This is a genomic window from Parabacteroides sp. APC149_11_2_Y6, assembly GCF_054506995.1.
In genome coordinates this window covers 3,551,247-3,567,133 of sequence record NZ_CP173709.1, presented here as the reverse complement: position 1 = coordinate 3,567,133, position 15,887 = coordinate 3,551,247, and the positions used below count along the sequence as shown (strand labels likewise).

General features: G+C 51.5%; 9 protein-coding genes, 2 tRNA genes and 2 rRNA genes. All 13 read left to right on the top strand.

Annotation, left to right across the window (positions count from 1 at the left end; all coding sequences use genetic code 11):
* The first annotated feature begins 2 nt into the window (after positions 1 to 2).
* The 13 genes from ACGE0T_RS14780 (at position 3) to ACGE0T_RS14720 (ending at position 15,815) form a co-directional block, all read left to right on the top strand.
* The gene (locus tag ACGE0T_RS14780; protein WP_459187387.1) at positions 3 to 1,187 is read left to right on the top strand and encodes a BF2992 family fimbrillin-A clan protein; all 1,185 of its coding nucleotides are present in this window, start codon (positions 3 to 5) and stop codon (positions 1,185 to 1,187) included.
* Positions 1,188 to 1,251: 64 nt separating this feature from the next.
* On the top strand, positions 1,252 to 3,381 hold the full coding sequence (locus tag ACGE0T_RS14775) for a fimbrial protein (RefSeq protein ID WP_459187386.1): 2,130 nt from the start codon (positions 1,252 to 1,254) through the stop codon (positions 3,379 to 3,381).
* A gap of 159 nt (positions 3,382 to 3,540) precedes the next feature.
* A complete protein-coding gene (locus ACGE0T_RS14770; RefSeq protein ID WP_459187385.1) occupies positions 3,541 to 4,995 on the top strand; it encodes a DUF3575 domain-containing protein in 1,455 nt (484 codons plus the stop codon).
* 31 nt (positions 4,996 to 5,026) lie between these two features.
* A complete protein-coding gene (locus ACGE0T_RS14765; RefSeq protein ID WP_459187384.1) occupies positions 5,027 to 5,965 on the top strand; it encodes a DUF5119 domain-containing protein in 939 nt (312 codons plus the stop codon).
* Between the two features lie 40 nt (positions 5,966 to 6,005).
* The gene (locus tag ACGE0T_RS14760; RefSeq protein ID WP_459187383.1) at positions 6,006 to 6,989 is read left to right on the top strand and encodes a fimbrillin family protein; all 984 of its coding nucleotides are present in this window, start codon (positions 6,006 to 6,008) and stop codon (positions 6,987 to 6,989) included.
* A 25-nt stretch (positions 6,990 to 7,014) separates the two neighbouring features.
* Complete coding sequence (locus ACGE0T_RS14755) at positions 7,015 to 8,097, top strand: hypothetical protein (RefSeq protein ID WP_459187382.1); 1,083 nt, start codon at positions 7,015 to 7,017, stop codon at positions 8,095 to 8,097.
* Positions 8,098 to 8,271: 174 nt separating this feature from the next.
* Positions 8,272 to 8,550, top strand: a complete 279-nt coding sequence (locus ACGE0T_RS14750; RefSeq protein WP_459187381.1) for an HU family DNA-binding protein — start codon at positions 8,272 to 8,274, stop codon at positions 8,548 to 8,550.
* Positions 8,551 to 8,605: 55 nt separating this feature from the next.
* Entirely contained in the window at positions 8,606 to 9,790 is a 1,185-nt protein-coding gene (locus ACGE0T_RS14745; RefSeq protein ID WP_459187380.1) for a M12 family metallo-peptidase, read from the top strand.
* Between the two features lie 155 nt (positions 9,791 to 9,945).
* Positions 9,946 to 10,434 carry a hypothetical protein gene (locus ACGE0T_RS14740; protein WP_459187379.1) on the top strand — a complete coding sequence of 163 codons (489 nt, stop codon included), beginning with the start codon at positions 9,946 to 9,948 and terminating at the stop codon, positions 10,432 to 10,434.
* A gap of 385 nt (positions 10,435 to 10,819) precedes the next feature.
* A 16S ribosomal RNA gene (locus tag ACGE0T_RS14735) occupies positions 10,820 to 12,344 on the top strand.
* Positions 12,345 to 12,495: 151 nt separating this feature from the next.
* A tRNA-Ile gene (locus tag ACGE0T_RS14730) sits at positions 12,496 to 12,569 on the top strand.
* Between the two features lie 130 nt (positions 12,570 to 12,699).
* Positions 12,700 to 12,773, top strand: a tRNA-Ala gene (locus tag ACGE0T_RS14725).
* Positions 12,774 to 12,937: 164 nt separating this feature from the next.
* Positions 12,938 to 15,815, top strand: a 23S ribosomal RNA gene (locus ACGE0T_RS14720).
* Together the 16S and 23S rRNA genes with 2 tRNA genes alongside form the textbook arrangement of a ribosomal RNA operon.
* Positions 15,816 to 15,887 lie beyond the last annotated feature (72 nt).

Genomic DNA, 15,887 nt, shown 5'->3' with positions numbered 1-15,887 from the left:
ACATGATGAATACAGTAAAAAACAGACATCCGCTGTCCCCTGTAGGGGCAAAGCGGTTGTTTTCCTCCTCCCTCCTCCTGCTCTACGCCTGCATGGGTTTCTCCTCGTGCTCCGCGGAAGAGGACAGGGATGCTCCGGAGGAAGGCACCGCCGTCGGCTTTACGCTTGCAGGCATCAGCGGCGAGGTGACAAACGGCACGGCTACCCGTGCCGCCCTGGACGCAGGCACAACAGTGCGTATGGAAGTCTACAGGACGGGCGCACAAAGCAGCGCCAACCATGTAGCAGGGAAAGAATACACGGTGCGGGCCGACGGTACGCTGTCTGCTACAGACGGTAAAGAATTGCGCCTGATAGAGGGTGCGTATGACTTCTACGCGATTACTCCAGCCTTGCCGGTGGACGCCACCGGCAGTGACCCTGTGGTGTCTGTCCCTCAGCAAACGGACTTTGCCGTTTCGCTGACCACAAACCGGAAGATTAACAAATGGACTGCCGCCGAAGGCAGCAGTGTAAAACGTACCGTTGCCTTGGATGAGCTTGCGCGTAAATGTGCGAAGGTGAATTTCGCCATCGACCTGGCCGAAGACGTGGCTCCCACGATTACCGATACGAAGATTACGGAAGCCAAGCTGACGAATATGCCGTCCGGTGCTACAGCAACAGGTATTACTATGCCTGCCGGCAGTGGCATGGCTACCGTGACCCTGCCTTCAAGCCTCTTTACAACCGATACGAAGAACCCCCGCAATGCGTCGGGCAGCACGGTACTCTTGCCTAAAACGAGCGGCACATTCAGCCTGAGCATGAAGGCGCAGTTCAACGGCGTTACGAGCGTTACGACCCAGTTCCCCGCTTCCAACGTTCCGGCCATGCCTTTCGATGCAGGCAAGGAATACACCTTCACCGTACGGCTGACCAAAGACAAGCTGGGTAATACGACCGCCGGCCTTTGGGTAACGGTCTCCAAATGGCAGAGCAGCAGCCAGGATGTGAACATCGGCGGCGTACCCAACAAAGGACCTATCTACACGCAGTTGCTGGGTGAATGGAAGAATTTGACGTGGGGAGACGTAAATCTCGGCGGCGTGCCTACCGGCCCCATTCCTGTCGGGGTAAGCGGTTGGTGGAACAATATTTACTACAACCCGCACCTGGGCAGTAGCGATCCGGGGAGCAACGACTGACCGGAGATGAAAAAAGATTGACAAAAAAGAACTAAAAACGAATAAAATAAAAACAGAATAAGTTATGAATACCTTTAAATATCTGTTATTAGGTTCACTTTTCCTCGCGTCCTGCAGCGAACAGGAGGAGTTTAAACGCCCCGGTGAAACAGGCGGCGAAACCATAGAAGTGACACAGGACATCCAAGTGAACGTACTGCCCATGCAGTCTATTGCCAGCCCCGCCACCCGTTCGGCAGCCAACGGCAAGCCGGAAAAGGGGGAAGCTGTCAGCTTGACGTACGATGGCGGTGCCACGACCCGCGTGCAAACAGGGTCCGACCCGATGACCTCAACGGAATCTGCAATCCACAACGCTTACATCGTCCAGTTCGACGGGACAGCCCCTACAACCACAGTCGCTTGGGTGAGCGATGATATTAAGAGCCAGTTGGGTAGCGGTGAGCCTATCACTTGCAGTTTCAAAATGGCTTCTGGCAAGAAGAACCGTGTATATGTGATAGCCAACATTGACCAGACTTCCGTCCCTCAGGTAGGGATTACGACGCTTGCCCAGTTCGAGGGACCGGTAGGTATGAAAGGTTACAGCCTGCCATCTACCGGCCTTCCCATGTCCGCCATGCAGGATATCGGCGTGGGCGATGCTTTCGATGTGTTCCAACTAAGAAGCGTATTGGCTAAACTCACATTCAAATGTGAAACTGCAGGGGCAACGCTGAAGCTAATAAACATTCCTTCGGGCTATAGTTTCCTGACCCAGTCCCAGCCGGGGGATAAGGCTGTCCGCCCTTCAGGGATGACATACGATAAAACCATTGCTCCATTAACTTCGGGCAATACCTATTACGTGCCGGAAAATTTATCAGGCCGTAACGACCTGTTGATTCATCCGTATACCCGTGCTCTGGGGATGGCTCCGGCCAACGCCATATATGTTGAGATAACAGATGGTGGCACTACCTACAATCTGTTGTTGGGCGACGGCAGTGCTCCGGACTTTAACTTCACCGGCGGTTACGCTTACAATATCAAAGCGGTTATCAATGGTACGGATACCTATGATTTGCGCGTAGGCAATCCCCTTTCGACAGGTACCGCTATAACAGACCTCAATGCCAGTGGCGAGACGGCCAACTGCTACGTAGCTGGTGCCAACACATGGTATATGTTCAACAGTACGGTGATGGGCAACGGCGCCACCACTCCTGCAAACGGTGCCGCCTTTTCTGCCGACATCATCCCTACCAAACTGAACCCCGCAAGCGCGGATGTGCTTTGGGAAACGGTGAATACAGGAACAGCTCCTGCCCCAGGTGCTATCGTAAATAAGAATCTGTATTTTCTGAAAGACCGCATCTTGTTTAAGTCCGGCTCTACAGAGGGCAACGCAGTCATCGCTGCCCGGGATGCCTCCAGGAATATTATCTGGTCCTGGCATATTTGGCGTATTAACGATACTCCTTCAGCCATTTTGTTGAAAGATATTACGTCCGCCGACAAGAACTTTAGCGTATCCGGTATTCAAATAATGGACCGCAACCTCGGGGCGTTGGAGACGCCGTCAGCTTCTCCCCATACTTATCTTTCCATGGGCTTTCTGTACCAGTGGGGGCGTAAGGATCCATTCCCGAGCACGGCTGCTTTTAGTCCCGGTTCTTGGGCTGCGGCTACCAACGTCAACTTCTCTGCAGACCAGTCTACCACTCCTGCATCCTCTATGGCAACGTCCATAGCTTCGCCTACCAGGTTCTATTGTAGCTATAATTGGTGTACCGTTCGTAATGATAATAATTGGGGTACTCCTTCTACGAGTAATACTGTAACTATAGGTAGCACTTCATATGACAGTAATCGTGGTAGTAAAACCATTTACGATCCTTGCCCTCCGGGTTGGCGCGTACCTGCTCAATACGTATACGCTAATGCTGTCGGCACTCTTAGCGGATTTGATAAGGGTTTCGATTTCAAAGGTAAATTAACCTCGTCTGCCTCAATATTTTTGCCTGCTGCGGGCTATCGATTCGTCAGTCATGGCAGTGCCGACGACCAGGGGGGCGGCGGCTACTACTGGTCGTCGTCGATTCCGCCATTAGGTTTCGATCCGGGCATCGTGTACTTCGGTAGTTCTTCGCTGGACACGTACACTTACTCCCGTGGCTTCGGGTTCTCGGTGCGTTGCGTCCAAGAATATTAAGGGAGGTCCGCCAGGCGTTGTTCGTCCACTTCCGCCTGTCGGCGGATTAGCTAAGGCTGAGCTTCGATTGCCGGCCGCATTCGACTGATTTGATTATTTCTCCAGTGGAAAGTATCCTCCCTGTTCCCTGCTTTTTGAACGAAAATAAAACGATAAATTATGAACAGACTTTTGTTTTTACTCTTTCTCTTTCCGGCTTTGCCTGTCTTTTCGCAGGAGACAGTGACGGATATCCTTTTGGGCGACTCCACCTACCGCCGGGTAATCCTCTCCGGCGAAGACAGCCTGAACTGCTACCTGTCCTATCCGCTGGGGAAATATGAGGTCTTACGCGGTTTCGGCACGAACGCCAGGGAACTGGTCCGGCTGGAGGGCTTTGTGCGGCGTGCCTTTTCCGACACGCTTATCTATGTGCACGACGTGCAACTTACGGGATACTGCTCCATTGACGGGACCTATGCCGCCAACGAGCGGCTCTCCGCGAACCGCGTCAACGGAATGAAACAGTATCTGGACAGGGAGTACGGTTTTTCGTCCCGCTACCCGGTGGAGGTAAGCTCCGTGCCCGAAGACTGGGCTACGCTGGGCAGCCTTGTGGCGGCCTCCGCCTACCCGTGGAAAGAAAAGGCGCTGCAAATTATCCATAGTGCGGACGAACCCGACAGCCGCCAGTACAAACTGATGCAACTGGACAGCGGCGCCCCGTATCGGGAGATGCTTACGGAAGTTTTCCCGCTACTCCGCCGCGTGGAAATCAAAGTGGTGTACGACCTCAGGCGGATTATCGAACGGCGCTACAACCGCAAACTGAGCGATACCGAGTTCCGCGCCATATTGATTCAGGAACAGAAAAAGGCGGAAGTGGACGAACAACGCCTGGCGGACCTCCGCCGGCTCAAGGTAAAACAGGAACGCGCCGAAGCCGAAGCCATCGAGAGGGAGCGGGCGGAAGAACAGCGCCGCCAGGCGGTTATCCGTGAAGAACAGGAACGCATGGAAGCCCGCCGCAAAGCCGAAGAGGCGGAGCGCGAGCGCATCCGTGAAGAACGTCGGAAGTTCGTCCCCGTTCTCGGCATTAAAACGAACCTCGCCTCCTGGGCGGGCCTCACCCCGGAGTTCGAACATACCACCTTTATGCCGAACCTTGCGGCGGAAGCGTTCTTCCTGAAACGCTTCTCGGCGGAGCTCTCGGCCGTTTACTCCAACTTCAGTTTCGGTAGCGGAGGGCACTGGGGTGTGAGCGGCTATAGCCTGGAGCCCCGTTTCTGGCTGAAAGGGGACGGGCATTACAAAGGTTTCTACTTCGGCGTGTACGGACAGGCGGGCAACTTTAATGTGCAACGCGGGGAGGCGGAAACAGGAACGGGAACAGGAATGGAAGCCGCTCCGGCTTCCAACCACACAGGCACTTACTTCGACGCAGGTGTTTCGGTAGGCTATTACCTCCCGCTAACCAAACGCCTGGGGGCTGAATTCGGCTTACGCGGCGGTTTCCATTCGGCAAATTCGCAGTCGTACGACATCCGCGGGGATATCAACTACCTCAGCGGGACGGACGACGCCAACCGCTTCGGGCTGACCCGTATCAATGTGAGTCTGAGTTACAGGTTCTGAAAGAATGAAAAGAACAAAAAAGAACACAAGAATGAAACGAGAAAATTTATTGCTGCTGTTGGGTTGTGTTTCCTTTTTCTCCTGCACGCAGGTGGAACTTACCCCTGCCCCTGACAAGGTAGGTGTTTCCGTACATCCGGACTGGGGTAGCCTGACTCCGGCTTCGGGGATGGAATACTGTTTCTATCCCACAGCCGGTGGCGGAGCTACGGAAATAGAGGGAACCGGCGGGGGATGCGAAACAACGCTTCCGCCGGGCAGTTACCGGCTGCTGGCATACAATACCGGAACCGCAAACATCTCCTTTACCGGCATGGAAAGCTATGATACGGCCGCGGCGGAGGCTGTTCCCACAGCTGCTAAGACCCGTGCGGGCGGGATGACTTTTGTAAAACAACCGTCGGTACTTTATGCAGGCACAAGTCCGCAAGAGTTGGAGGTGCCCCGTTTGGACCCGGTGGAGGTTCAGGCAGGCATGAAGCAACTGACGCGGACCCTCAAACTGTCCTTCAAACTGGATGATATAGAAGGAGTGGAAGCCTTGGAAGGGTATTTCAACGGGGTGTATCCCTCCCTGCTCCTTTCGACAGGCGAAGCGACAGAGGCGGCAAAGGAGGCTGCCCCGCGGGTGGCTACGGCCTTTTCCGCACCTGTCACCCCGACAGCAACCACGGTGGAGGTCTCCCTCCTTGGCCTGCTGGACCCGGAGGGCGGCACGGCCTACCGCAGCACCCTCCGCCTCACACTGAAAGGCGCCGACGGTTGGAGGCAGCAGGCGGATGTGGACCTGACGCGTGTCCTGACAGACATCTTCAAGGCAGGCGGCGAGGGCCTTGTCCTGGAGACGCCGGCCATCGAAATCAGGGTGAAACTAACGTCCGTCTCTTTATCTGCTGCGGTAGAAAGCTGGACGACGGGAACAGGCGGCGGAATCATCTATTATACTCCAACCGCCGGTTTACAGGATTGACAACTTACTATATTTTATAACTTACTAAATTCATAAAAAAATGAAAACAAAAATCGGAATGATGATGGTGGGGCTGGCACTGCTGGCCTCCTGTTCACAGGATAATGAAAATCCTGTAGCCTCTACGGAAGGTAGGATTACCCTCGGCGTAGCCTCGGGAGGCGGCGGTTCGCTGACCCGCGGGGTGGTAAACAACCTGGCAGCCCTCTCGGCCGACGGGGCGAATGTGGGGGTCTACGGCGTACAGACTGCCAATACGGATGCCGTGGCCTCTACCCTGGCAGACTGGACAGCCGCTCCCAAAATGCAGAACGTCAAAACCACGGCTATCAATGCACAAGGCATCATGAGCTGGGCCAATCCGGATAACTACTTCTATCCGAAGGGCGAAGCGAAGAATAACGTCCGCTTCTTTGCTTATTATCCGGTAGCCGCCGCTACGGTGACCACCCCTGCCGGCGCCGGAGTGAGTGAGAAACTGGGATTCACCCTGACGGGCGATGAAGACGTGATGTGGGCTACACCGGTAATCGGTTCGCGCACGCAACCGGCTTCGATGCTGGCATTCAGGCATAAACTGACGCAGTTCACTTTCGTACTGACGGATAATGACGGCAAATTCAACTCGACTTACGGTGCGGTTACGGACCTTAGCGTCACCGCCAATACAAAAGCCACGATGGATATGGAAACAGGCGAGATGAGCAGTTGGAATACCGAAGCGGCGTTGGATGTCTGCAAGGACCAAAGCATCACATTAGAGCAGTCTGTCCCGGTTGCACTGGACAAGGTGCTGATGCTGGAACCGGGAAAAACTTCGTTTGGCGTGACGCTGAAAGCTGCCGGCACAGGTGGCGGTACCGTAACAAAAAACACCGATATCAAGCCGGTGGGCGACACCGCATTTGAAGCAGGCAAGCATTATGTGATTACACTCAGCGTGTCGGGCAATACCCTGATCCAATTGGGCGCCAGCGTGGAAGAGTGGCTGGAAGGCGGCGCAGGAACCGGCTATATCGAATAATAAATAAAATTAACAGAATAAGTTTATGAAAAAAAGTCTATTGTTTATGTGCATGCTTGCCGCTTCTCTGGCAAGCTGTTCACGGGACGAAATTCCGGATGCTCCTGTAACCCCCGGAAAAGAAGATATGGTTGAAATCCGCCTGAATTCGGCTGTCAACCCGCTGGAAGCGAACACGAAGACGCCGTTTATTGGCGACATCACCGGGGCCAACCCGTTGACGGCAAATGTGCTGATGACAAAAACAGCCGGAGGCTTTGCGGCAGGCTCTGTAATCGAGCAGAAGTCGATGACCTTCAAGGCAAACGAAACCAACACGCCGTTGTGGGGCGGGAAACAATACTATCCGGTGGACAATTCGTCTGTTTTTCTTTGCGGACTGCATCCTGATGGAGCGGGATGGACGCAAGGCGCGGATGAATCGACCATGACGTATAAGTTCGACGGCAAGACGGATGTGATGGCTGCCCAGCAGGTGGAAACGAAAAAGACTCAGGCGCAGCAGGAAACGCCGACGTATCCGGTGTTGGCCTTCAAACACCTGTTGACAAACCTTATTGTAAAGGCGGAAGTAGTGACGGAAGCGGACGTAACGGCTGCAGACGTACAGAAAGCCTGGGGAGCTATTACAAGTATCGAACTTGTCAAGGTGCAGGGAGCCGCCGAAAAACGGAAGAATAAGGTAACGGTCACGCTAAAGGATGCAACGGCAGCTACCGCCACGGCTTTCTCTTTGGATGCGACTTACGCCGTCGGTTTCTATAAGATGTCGGGAAAAAACTTTCCGACGACGGGTACCACTCCCGCCGATCCGTTTGTCTTTACCGATGACGCTTTTGCCTCCACCCCGATTCCTGACCCGGCGGCTGCGGTAGCCTATTCGATAATTGCGCCTGTTACAGCTGCGGGAATGAATGACTTCACCCTGCTGGTGAAGACGGAGAATGCAACGGTCGGTGTCGAAGTCCCGGTTAAACTGTTGACCACAGGAGATACGCAGGGCAAATATTGCATCGTCACACTCAAATTCAAGAATACGACTATAAGTGCGACAGCCTCCGTTGCGGCATGGGCAGATGGCGGCACGGCGACGGAAACAATCAAATAGACATCCTGCTTTCATACGGGGATGTGTCAAAAGTCTATATTAGGGAACGCAGACTACGCAGACAGGGCGCAGATTTACGCTGACAATAGTTTTTTATAAAGAATCTGCGTGTTCTGCGTCATCTGTGTTCAGTAATAGCTTTTTTGACACAGCCTCCTATAAATGCAACACGATATGAACAAAAGAGAATTGGCAAAACGAATGGCTGAACGTATGTCTTTGCCTTATCCGGAGGTAATCTATTTTCTGGATACGTTCAATGCCGAACTGGAGGAAGTGCTCAGGAAAGAAGAGCGCCTCGTGATGAAAGGGTTCGGTACCTACTCGCTTTGGAAACAGGCGAGACGCGTGGGACGTAATCCGAAAAACGGTAAGGCATATATAATACCTCCGCGCCTCAGCGTGAAATTCAAACCGGGCAAGGGATTGCTTGCCCGGTTGAACGAGGAATAGATTCCCGGCAGGGATATTTTCTATAAATTTATTAATTGGCAGAAAGTATTTTATTATGAAAAAAGTATTGCTGGCGGCAGGCATCCTGCTTGCGCTCTCGTCCTGCAGCAAGGACGACCGGCTTGTCCCGAATAAGCCGGAACAGGCGGCGGAACCGGTCCGTATCGACCTCCGTGCCCTGGATTATGAGGGAGTGATGACCCTCCTCTCCGAACAAACCTCGCTAAAGGACGTGACCTTTACGGACGGCGACTTTACCCGCACCGTCTTGGAACTGGTGGCTTCGGACGACATTGACCCCGACCAGGCGGATCTGCTGGTATTTAATTCCTCGGACCCCACCGATTCGGTGGAACTGACCGTTTCGCCCGAATATGTTGCGGTGCGGCTTACGGCGGACAGCAAGCTCCTGGCCTACCTCTCTTATGCAGACGGCAGGCAGCAGGCGGAGGTGGCCGGCTTGTATGAGCAGGTAGCCCCTGCCACCCGTGGCGGCGAATCCCTGATGACGCGTAGTGCGGACAACAACTCCCTCCGCCTGGATCTTAGCGGCATACGGGAGGAAATGAAAGCCGGGAACGTGTACGAGTTACCCGAAAGGGAACTCCAATACCAGCCGGCTGTAGCTACCCGCGGATTTTTCTCCAACCTGTTCAATAAGGTGAAGCGGGCTTTCAAAGGTGCACCCGCCCCTGTTCCTAAAATACCCACTGTCGACATTTATTTGCTCCGTGAGAAGGGAAGCAACCCGGTCACCCACGAAATGAACTGGCAGGTAAATGATGCAATCAGCGCGTTAAAGGATGTACAGGGGAATGTAAAGTTCAATGTAAATATCCGGAACTGTGATTTTAGAGGGTCAAGCAATAGTAACAAGGCGATAGATGATTTCCGTACCTGGGTGAACAACAGCCAATACAGGAATACAGACGGTATTTTTATCTTGTGCCGTTGGGGAGGCTGGAATGATAATGTTTTAGGCAGGGCTTATGTGGGTGACTATAATGTGAACAACGACCTGAAAGCCTATGGCATATCCGCCACCAATGCATGGAACAAGTTTACGATGGCGCACGAGATAGGGCATATCTTCGGTGCGGAACATGTTACTCCCAAATGGTACCAGATCTTTTGGACGGCAGATTTGATGTCAGCCAACAGTTATGACTGGCTGGGCAGCGGCAAGCACAAAGACGATGCAAACCGGGAAGAAATCAAGAAAAGGTTGACACTGAATTAATATATCCGGTTGTAAACATTCTATTTATTTCTAAAAATGCCGGCCCTTTTTCCCTGTGGATGGGGAAGGAGGGCCGGTTTTGTATACTATCAGAGCCGGCCTTTTGTGGCGCAGGTGCCAAATTGCCTGCGCTACAATAAACATGGAAAAAAAAATTGAAACGTTTGGAGAACCTGTTCGGGGGCAAAGACCCCGATGTCTCCCTTTTTGAAAAGAAACTTTCGTCGATGAGTGCCGGAACGCGTGAAAGACGCTTGAACGAACTGTGCAGCCTTGCTTTCGGGCATTATGAAGAACTTCCTCGTAAATACCGTAAGTTCGTTTATCTTTACCTGAGGCACAACCGTGCCTGCTATGTCGATTATCTGGTGTCCCGTTCCGTATTAGGCAAGTTCCGTTATTCCCTGCATAACCCGGGACTATTAATACCTGTGTTGCATGTCTTGGAGAGTGCAGACCGGCGCGGACGTATCTCGTATGCACATTTGGCAAGTCTGCTCCTTTTAATCTTTGATTATCCGTATGTGCTGGGAACATTAAAACAGTATCTGTCAAACATCCCCGAAGCCGAACTTTTGCAGGATTTTCTGGAATTGGTGGCGCAAATAAGAATTCAGGGAGAAGAAAAAGGAAAGAAACAGTAAAAACGTATGAGTCGGAACTATCGCGTACGTGTACCATTAATAACCGTTTGTTGTGTTAAAAAAAAGATGAAAAAAAGTTGTGGAAATATTTGGAAGATATGTTCTACAGCACTACTTTTGCACCCGCATTCGAGAGAGAACGGCGGTTGAACATGATGAAAAAACTTTTAGAAAAAAACTTCCTAAAACATTTGGAAGTATAAAATAAAAGTCCTTATCTTTGCATCCACGTTCGCAAAAATAACGAGTAGCGAAACAAGTTCTTTGAAAGATTTACATATCAACTAAAGTAGTACAAGAAAACGTAGAAATACGAACATACCGTCAAGGAAAAGAGACTACGATAAAAAGGATAGTTATATTCTGGGCAAGACAAACAAAATTAACAACGAAGAGTTTGATCCTGGCTCAGGATGAACGCTAGCGACAGGCTTAACACATGCAAGTCGAGGGGCAGCACAGGTAGCAATACCGGGTGGCGACCGGCGCACGGGTGAGTAACGCGTATGCAACTTACCTATCAGAGGGGGATAGCCCGGCGAAAGTCGGATTAATACCCCATAAAACAGGGGTCCCGCATGGGAATATTTGTTAAAGATTCATCGCTGATAGATAGGCATGCGTTCCATTAGGCAGTTGGCGGGGTAACGGCCCACCAAACCGACGATGGATAGGGGTTCTGAGAGGAAGGTCCCCCACATTGGTACTGAGACACGGACCAAACTCCTACGGGAGGCAGCAGTGAGGAATATTGGTCAATGGGCGCGAGCCTGAACCAGCCAAGTCGCGTGAAGGATGAAGGTTCTATGGATTGTAAACTTCTTTTATATGGGAATAAAATGCGGGACGTGTCCTGTTTTGTATGTACCGTATGAATAAGCATCGGCTAACTCCGTGCCAGCAGCCGCGGTAATACGGAGGATGCGAGCGTTATCCGGATTTATTGGGTTTAAAGGGTGCGTAGGTCGTAATTTAAGTCAGCGGTGAAAGTTTGTGGCTCAACCATAAAATTGCCGTTGAAACTGGATTACTTGAGTGTGTTTGAGGTAGGCGGAATGCGTGGTGTAGCGGTGAAATGCATAGATATCACGCAGAACTCCGATTGCGAAGGCAGCTTACTAAACCATAACTGACACTGAAGCACGAAAGCGTGGGGATCAAACAGGATTAGATACCCTGGTAGTCCACGCAGTAAACGATGATTACTAGGAGTTTGCGATACAATGTAAGCTCTACAGCGAAAGCGTTAAGTAATCCACCTGGGGAGTACGCCGGCAACGGTGAAACTCAAAGGAATTGACGGGGGCCCGCACAAGCGGAGGAACATGTGGTTTAATTCGATGATACGCGAGGAACCTTACCCGGGTTTGAACGCATATGGACCGGAGTGGAAACATTCTTTCTAGCAATAGCCATTTGCGAGGTGCTGCATGGTTGTCGTCAGCTCGTGCCGTGAGGTGTCGGCTTAAGTGCCATAACGAGCGCAACCCTTATCACTAGTTACTAACAGGTGAAGCTGAGGACTCTGGTGAGACTGCCAGCGTAAGCTGTGAGGAAGGTGGGGATGACGTCAAATCAGCACGGCCCTTACATCCGGGGCGACACACGTGTTACAATGGTGGGGACAAAGGGCAGCTACCTGGTGACAGGATGCCAATCTCCAAACCCCATCTCAGTTCGGATCGAAGTCTGCAACCCGACTTCGTGAAGCTGGATTCGCTAGTAATCGCGCATCAGCCATGGCGCGGTGAATACGTTCCCGGGCCTTGTACACACCGCCCGTCAAGCCATGGGAGCCGGGGGTACCTGAAGTCCGTAACCGCAAGGATCGGCCTAGGGTAAAACTGGTGACTGGGGCTAAGTCGTAACAAGGTAGCCGTACCGGAAGGTGCGGCTGGAACACCTCCTTTCTGGAGCACAGAGATATGACTATGGTGGTCTCATAAACAAGACAGTATGTTCTTGTACTACGGTTGAATATGTATTCATATATAGATCTCGACAAAAGAAGAGAGAGAAAACAAGAAGCTGGGATGACAATCCCGGGCTAGAAAAGTTGACAGTCCTATAGCTCAGTTGGTTAGAGCGCTACACTGATAATGTAGAGGTCGGCAGTTCAACTCTGCCTGGGACTACTTCTTAAAAGTTGACAGTTGACAATTGAAAGTTGACAGTTAACAATAAAGAAAAACTCAAATCCGGTTTACAGTCAGAGTGTGGGACAAAAACAGTCCATTGTCACATTTCAACTGTCACCTGAACCTTGGGGGATTAGCTCAGCTGGCTAGAGCATCTGCCTTGCACGCAGAGGGTCAACGGTTCGAATCCGTTATTCTCCACAGAAAAAGGGATATAGGACAACATAGTTGCTTAATTGTCAACTGTCACTTGTCAACTGTCACCTGAATAAGATCTTTGACGTATTGGACAACTTCAAAAAAAAAGTAACAAAACAGAGCAAGCTGAAGATATATCAATCCGGCACTAAGTGGTGCCGTGTATAAAGAAAGTAAGCAAGGGCAGACGGTGGATGCCTTGGCTCTCGGAGGCGAAGAAGGACGTGATAAGCTGCGATAAGCTTCGGGTAGGTGCAAATAACCCTTGATCCGAGGATTTCCGAATGGGGCAACCCGGTTGGTAGAAGGCCAACCATTCCGTAAGGAAGGCAAACGTGGGGAACTGAAACATCTAAGTACCCATAGGAGAAGAAAACAACAGTGATTCCGCAAGTAGTGGCGAGCGAACGCGGAACAGCCCAAACCGTTGTTGTTTAGGCAACAACGGGGTAGTAGGACCACGACGTGGCAAGAAATCAGGGAAGTGGAACGTTCTGGAAAGGACGGCAACAAACGGTGACAGCCCGGTACACGACTCCCTGACGCAGCCTAGTGGTATCCTGAGTAGCGCGGGACACGAGAAATCCTGTGTGAAACAGCGGGGCCCATCCCGTAAGGCTAAATACTCCCGAGAGACCGATAGCGAACCAGTACCGTGAGGGAAAGGTGAAAAGAACCTCGAACAGAGGAGTGAAATAGACCCTGAACCCGTCTGCCTACAAGCGGTCGGAGCCATTTTAAGTGGTGACGGCGTGCCTTTTGCATAATGAACCTACGAGTTACTTTCTCCGGCAAGGTTAAGTATTTCAGGTACGGAGCCGAAGCGAAAGCGAGTCTTAACAGGGCGGCATAGTCGGAGGGAGTAGACGCGAAACCAAGTGATCTACCCTTGGTCAGGTTGAAGGTTGGGTAACACCAACTGGAGGACCGAACCGGTAAGCGTTGAAAAGCTTTCGGATGAACTGAGGGTAGGGGTGAAAGGCTAATCAAACTTGGAGATAGCTCGTACTCCCCGAAATGCATTTAGGTGCAGCCTTTATTTAGTATAGCATGAGGTAGAGCGACTGATTGGATGCGAGGGCTTCACCGCCTATCAAGTCCAGATAAACTCCGAATGCGTGCTATATATTGATAAGGAGTGAGGGCGCGGGTGCTAAGGTCCGCGTCCGAGAGGAGAAGAATCCAGACCATCAGCTAAGGTCCCCAAATAACGGTTAAGTTGAACTAACGAAGTCAGACTGCAGAGACAGCTAGGATGTTGGCTTGGAAGCAGCCATTCATTTAAAGAGTGCGTAACAGCTCACTAGTCGAGGAGTCCGGCGTGGATAATACTCGGGCATAAACCGTTTACCGAAGCTATGGATCTCGTAAGAGATGGTAGGGGAGCATTCCAGTGGCGTCGAAGGTGAGGGATAACCCTTGCTGGAGTAACTGGAAAAGCAAATGTAGGTATAAGTAACGATAAAGGGGGTGAGAAACCCCCTCGCCGAAAGACTAAGGTTTCCTGATCAACGTTAATCGGATCAGGGTAAGTCGGGGCCTAAGGATAAGCCGAACGGCGATTCCGATGGAAGAAAGGGTTAATATTCCCTTACTAGTACAGTGAGCGATGTGGAGACGGAGAAGTGACAATCCTGCCATCTGACGGAATAGGTGGTTAAAGGGTGTAGACGTCGATGGGTGTAGGCAAATCCGCACCCAGAGTCGAACCTGACAGTATGCCGAGTGCTTGCACAAGGCAAAATGGATGTAAACAGGCTCCCTAGAAAATCCGCTAAGCATATCATTGTAGTACCCGTACCACAAACGGACACACGTAGTTGGGTTGAAAATACTGAGGCGCTCGAGTGATTCACGGTTAAGGAACTAGGCAAATTGACCCTGTAACTTCGGGATAAAGGGTCCCACTGTAACAGGTGGGCGCAGAGAATAGGTCCAGGCAACTGTTTAACAAAAACACATGGCTGTGCGAAATAGAAATATGAAGTATACAGCCTGACACCTGCCCGGTGCTGGAAGGTTAAGAGGAGATGTCATCGCAAGAGACGCATTGAATTGAAGCCCCAGTAAACGGCGGCCGTAACTATAACGGTCCTAAGGTAGCGAAATTCCTTGTCGGGTAAGTTCCGACCTGCACGAATGGTGTAATGATCTGGACACTGTCTCAACCGTGAGCTCGGTGAAATTGTAGTATCGGTGAAGATGCCGATTACCCGCGATGGGACGAAAAGACCCCGTGAACCTTTACTATAGCTTTACATTGAATTTGGGCACTTGATGTGTAGGATAGGCCGGAGGCCATGAAGCAGGTACGCCAGTATTTGTGGAGCCGTCGTTGAAATACGGCCCTTTGATTGTTTGAGTTCTAACCCGCGGCATGCGGGGACACTGTATGGTGGGTAGTTTGACTGGGGTGGTCGCCTCCAAAAGAGTAACGGAGGCTTCTAAAGGTACCCTCAGACCGATTGGTAACCGGTCGCAGAGTGTAATGGCATAAGGGTGCTTGACTGGGAGACAAACAAGTCGATCAGGTAGGAAACTAGAGCATAGTGATCCGGTGGTTCCGCATGGAAGGGCCATCGCTCAAAGGATAAAAGGTACTCCGGGGATAACAGGCTGATCATTCCCAAGAGCTCATATCGACGGAATGGTTTGGCACCTCGATGTCGGCTCGTCACATCCTGGGGCTGGAGAAGGTCCCAAGGGTTGGGCTGTTCGCCCATTAAAGTGGCACGCGAGCTGGGTTCAGAACGTCGTGAGACAGTTCGGTCTCTATCTATCGTGGGCGTAGGAGATTTGAGGGGTTCTGACACTAGTACGAGAGGACCGTGTTGGACAGACCACTGGTTTACCGGTTGTACCGCCAGGTGCACCGCCGGGTATCTAAGTCTGGATTGGATAAGTGCTGAAAGCATCTAAGTACGAAGCCAGCCTCAAGATAAGATCTCCCTCAAGGGTCGTTGTAGACTACAACGTTGATAGGCTACAGGTGTAAGGGCAGTAATGTCGAAGCCGAGTAGTACTAATAGCCCGAGACTTTCTTATACATAAAGGATTGATATATCAGCAGATGGCGAAAGCCATATGGCTCGAAGAGTTACTCCAAAATATGGAGTT

What these genes read in the sequence shown, in the direction of transcription:
- ACGE0T_RS14770 (WP_459187385.1), top strand. Translation starts at nt 3,541, where the DNA reads ATGAACAGACTTTTGTTTTTACTCTTTCTCTTTCCGGCTTTGCCTGTC.
- ACGE0T_RS14760 (WP_459187383.1), top strand. Translation starts at nt 6,006, where the DNA reads ATGAAAACAAAAATCGGAATGATGATGGTGGGGCTGGCACTGCTGGCC.
- ACGE0T_RS14775 (WP_459187386.1), top strand. Translation starts at nt 1,252, where the DNA reads ATGAATACCTTTAAATATCTGTTATTAGGTTCACTTTTCCTCGCGTCC.
- ACGE0T_RS14780 (WP_459187387.1), top strand. Translation starts at nt 3, where the DNA reads ATGATGAATACAGTAAAAAACAGACATCCGCTGTCCCCTGTAGGGGCA.
- ACGE0T_RS14765 (WP_459187384.1), top strand. Translation starts at nt 5,027, where the DNA reads ATGAAACGAGAAAATTTATTGCTGCTGTTGGGTTGTGTTTCCTTTTTC.
- ACGE0T_RS14750 (WP_459187381.1), top strand. Translation starts at nt 8,272, where the DNA reads ATGAACAAAAGAGAATTGGCAAAACGAATGGCTGAACGTATGTCTTTG.
- ACGE0T_RS14745 (WP_459187380.1), top strand. Translation starts at nt 8,606, where the DNA reads ATGAAAAAAGTATTGCTGGCGGCAGGCATCCTGCTTGCGCTCTCGTCC.
- ACGE0T_RS14755 (WP_459187382.1), top strand. Translation starts at nt 7,015, where the DNA reads ATGAAAAAAAGTCTATTGTTTATGTGCATGCTTGCCGCTTCTCTGGCA.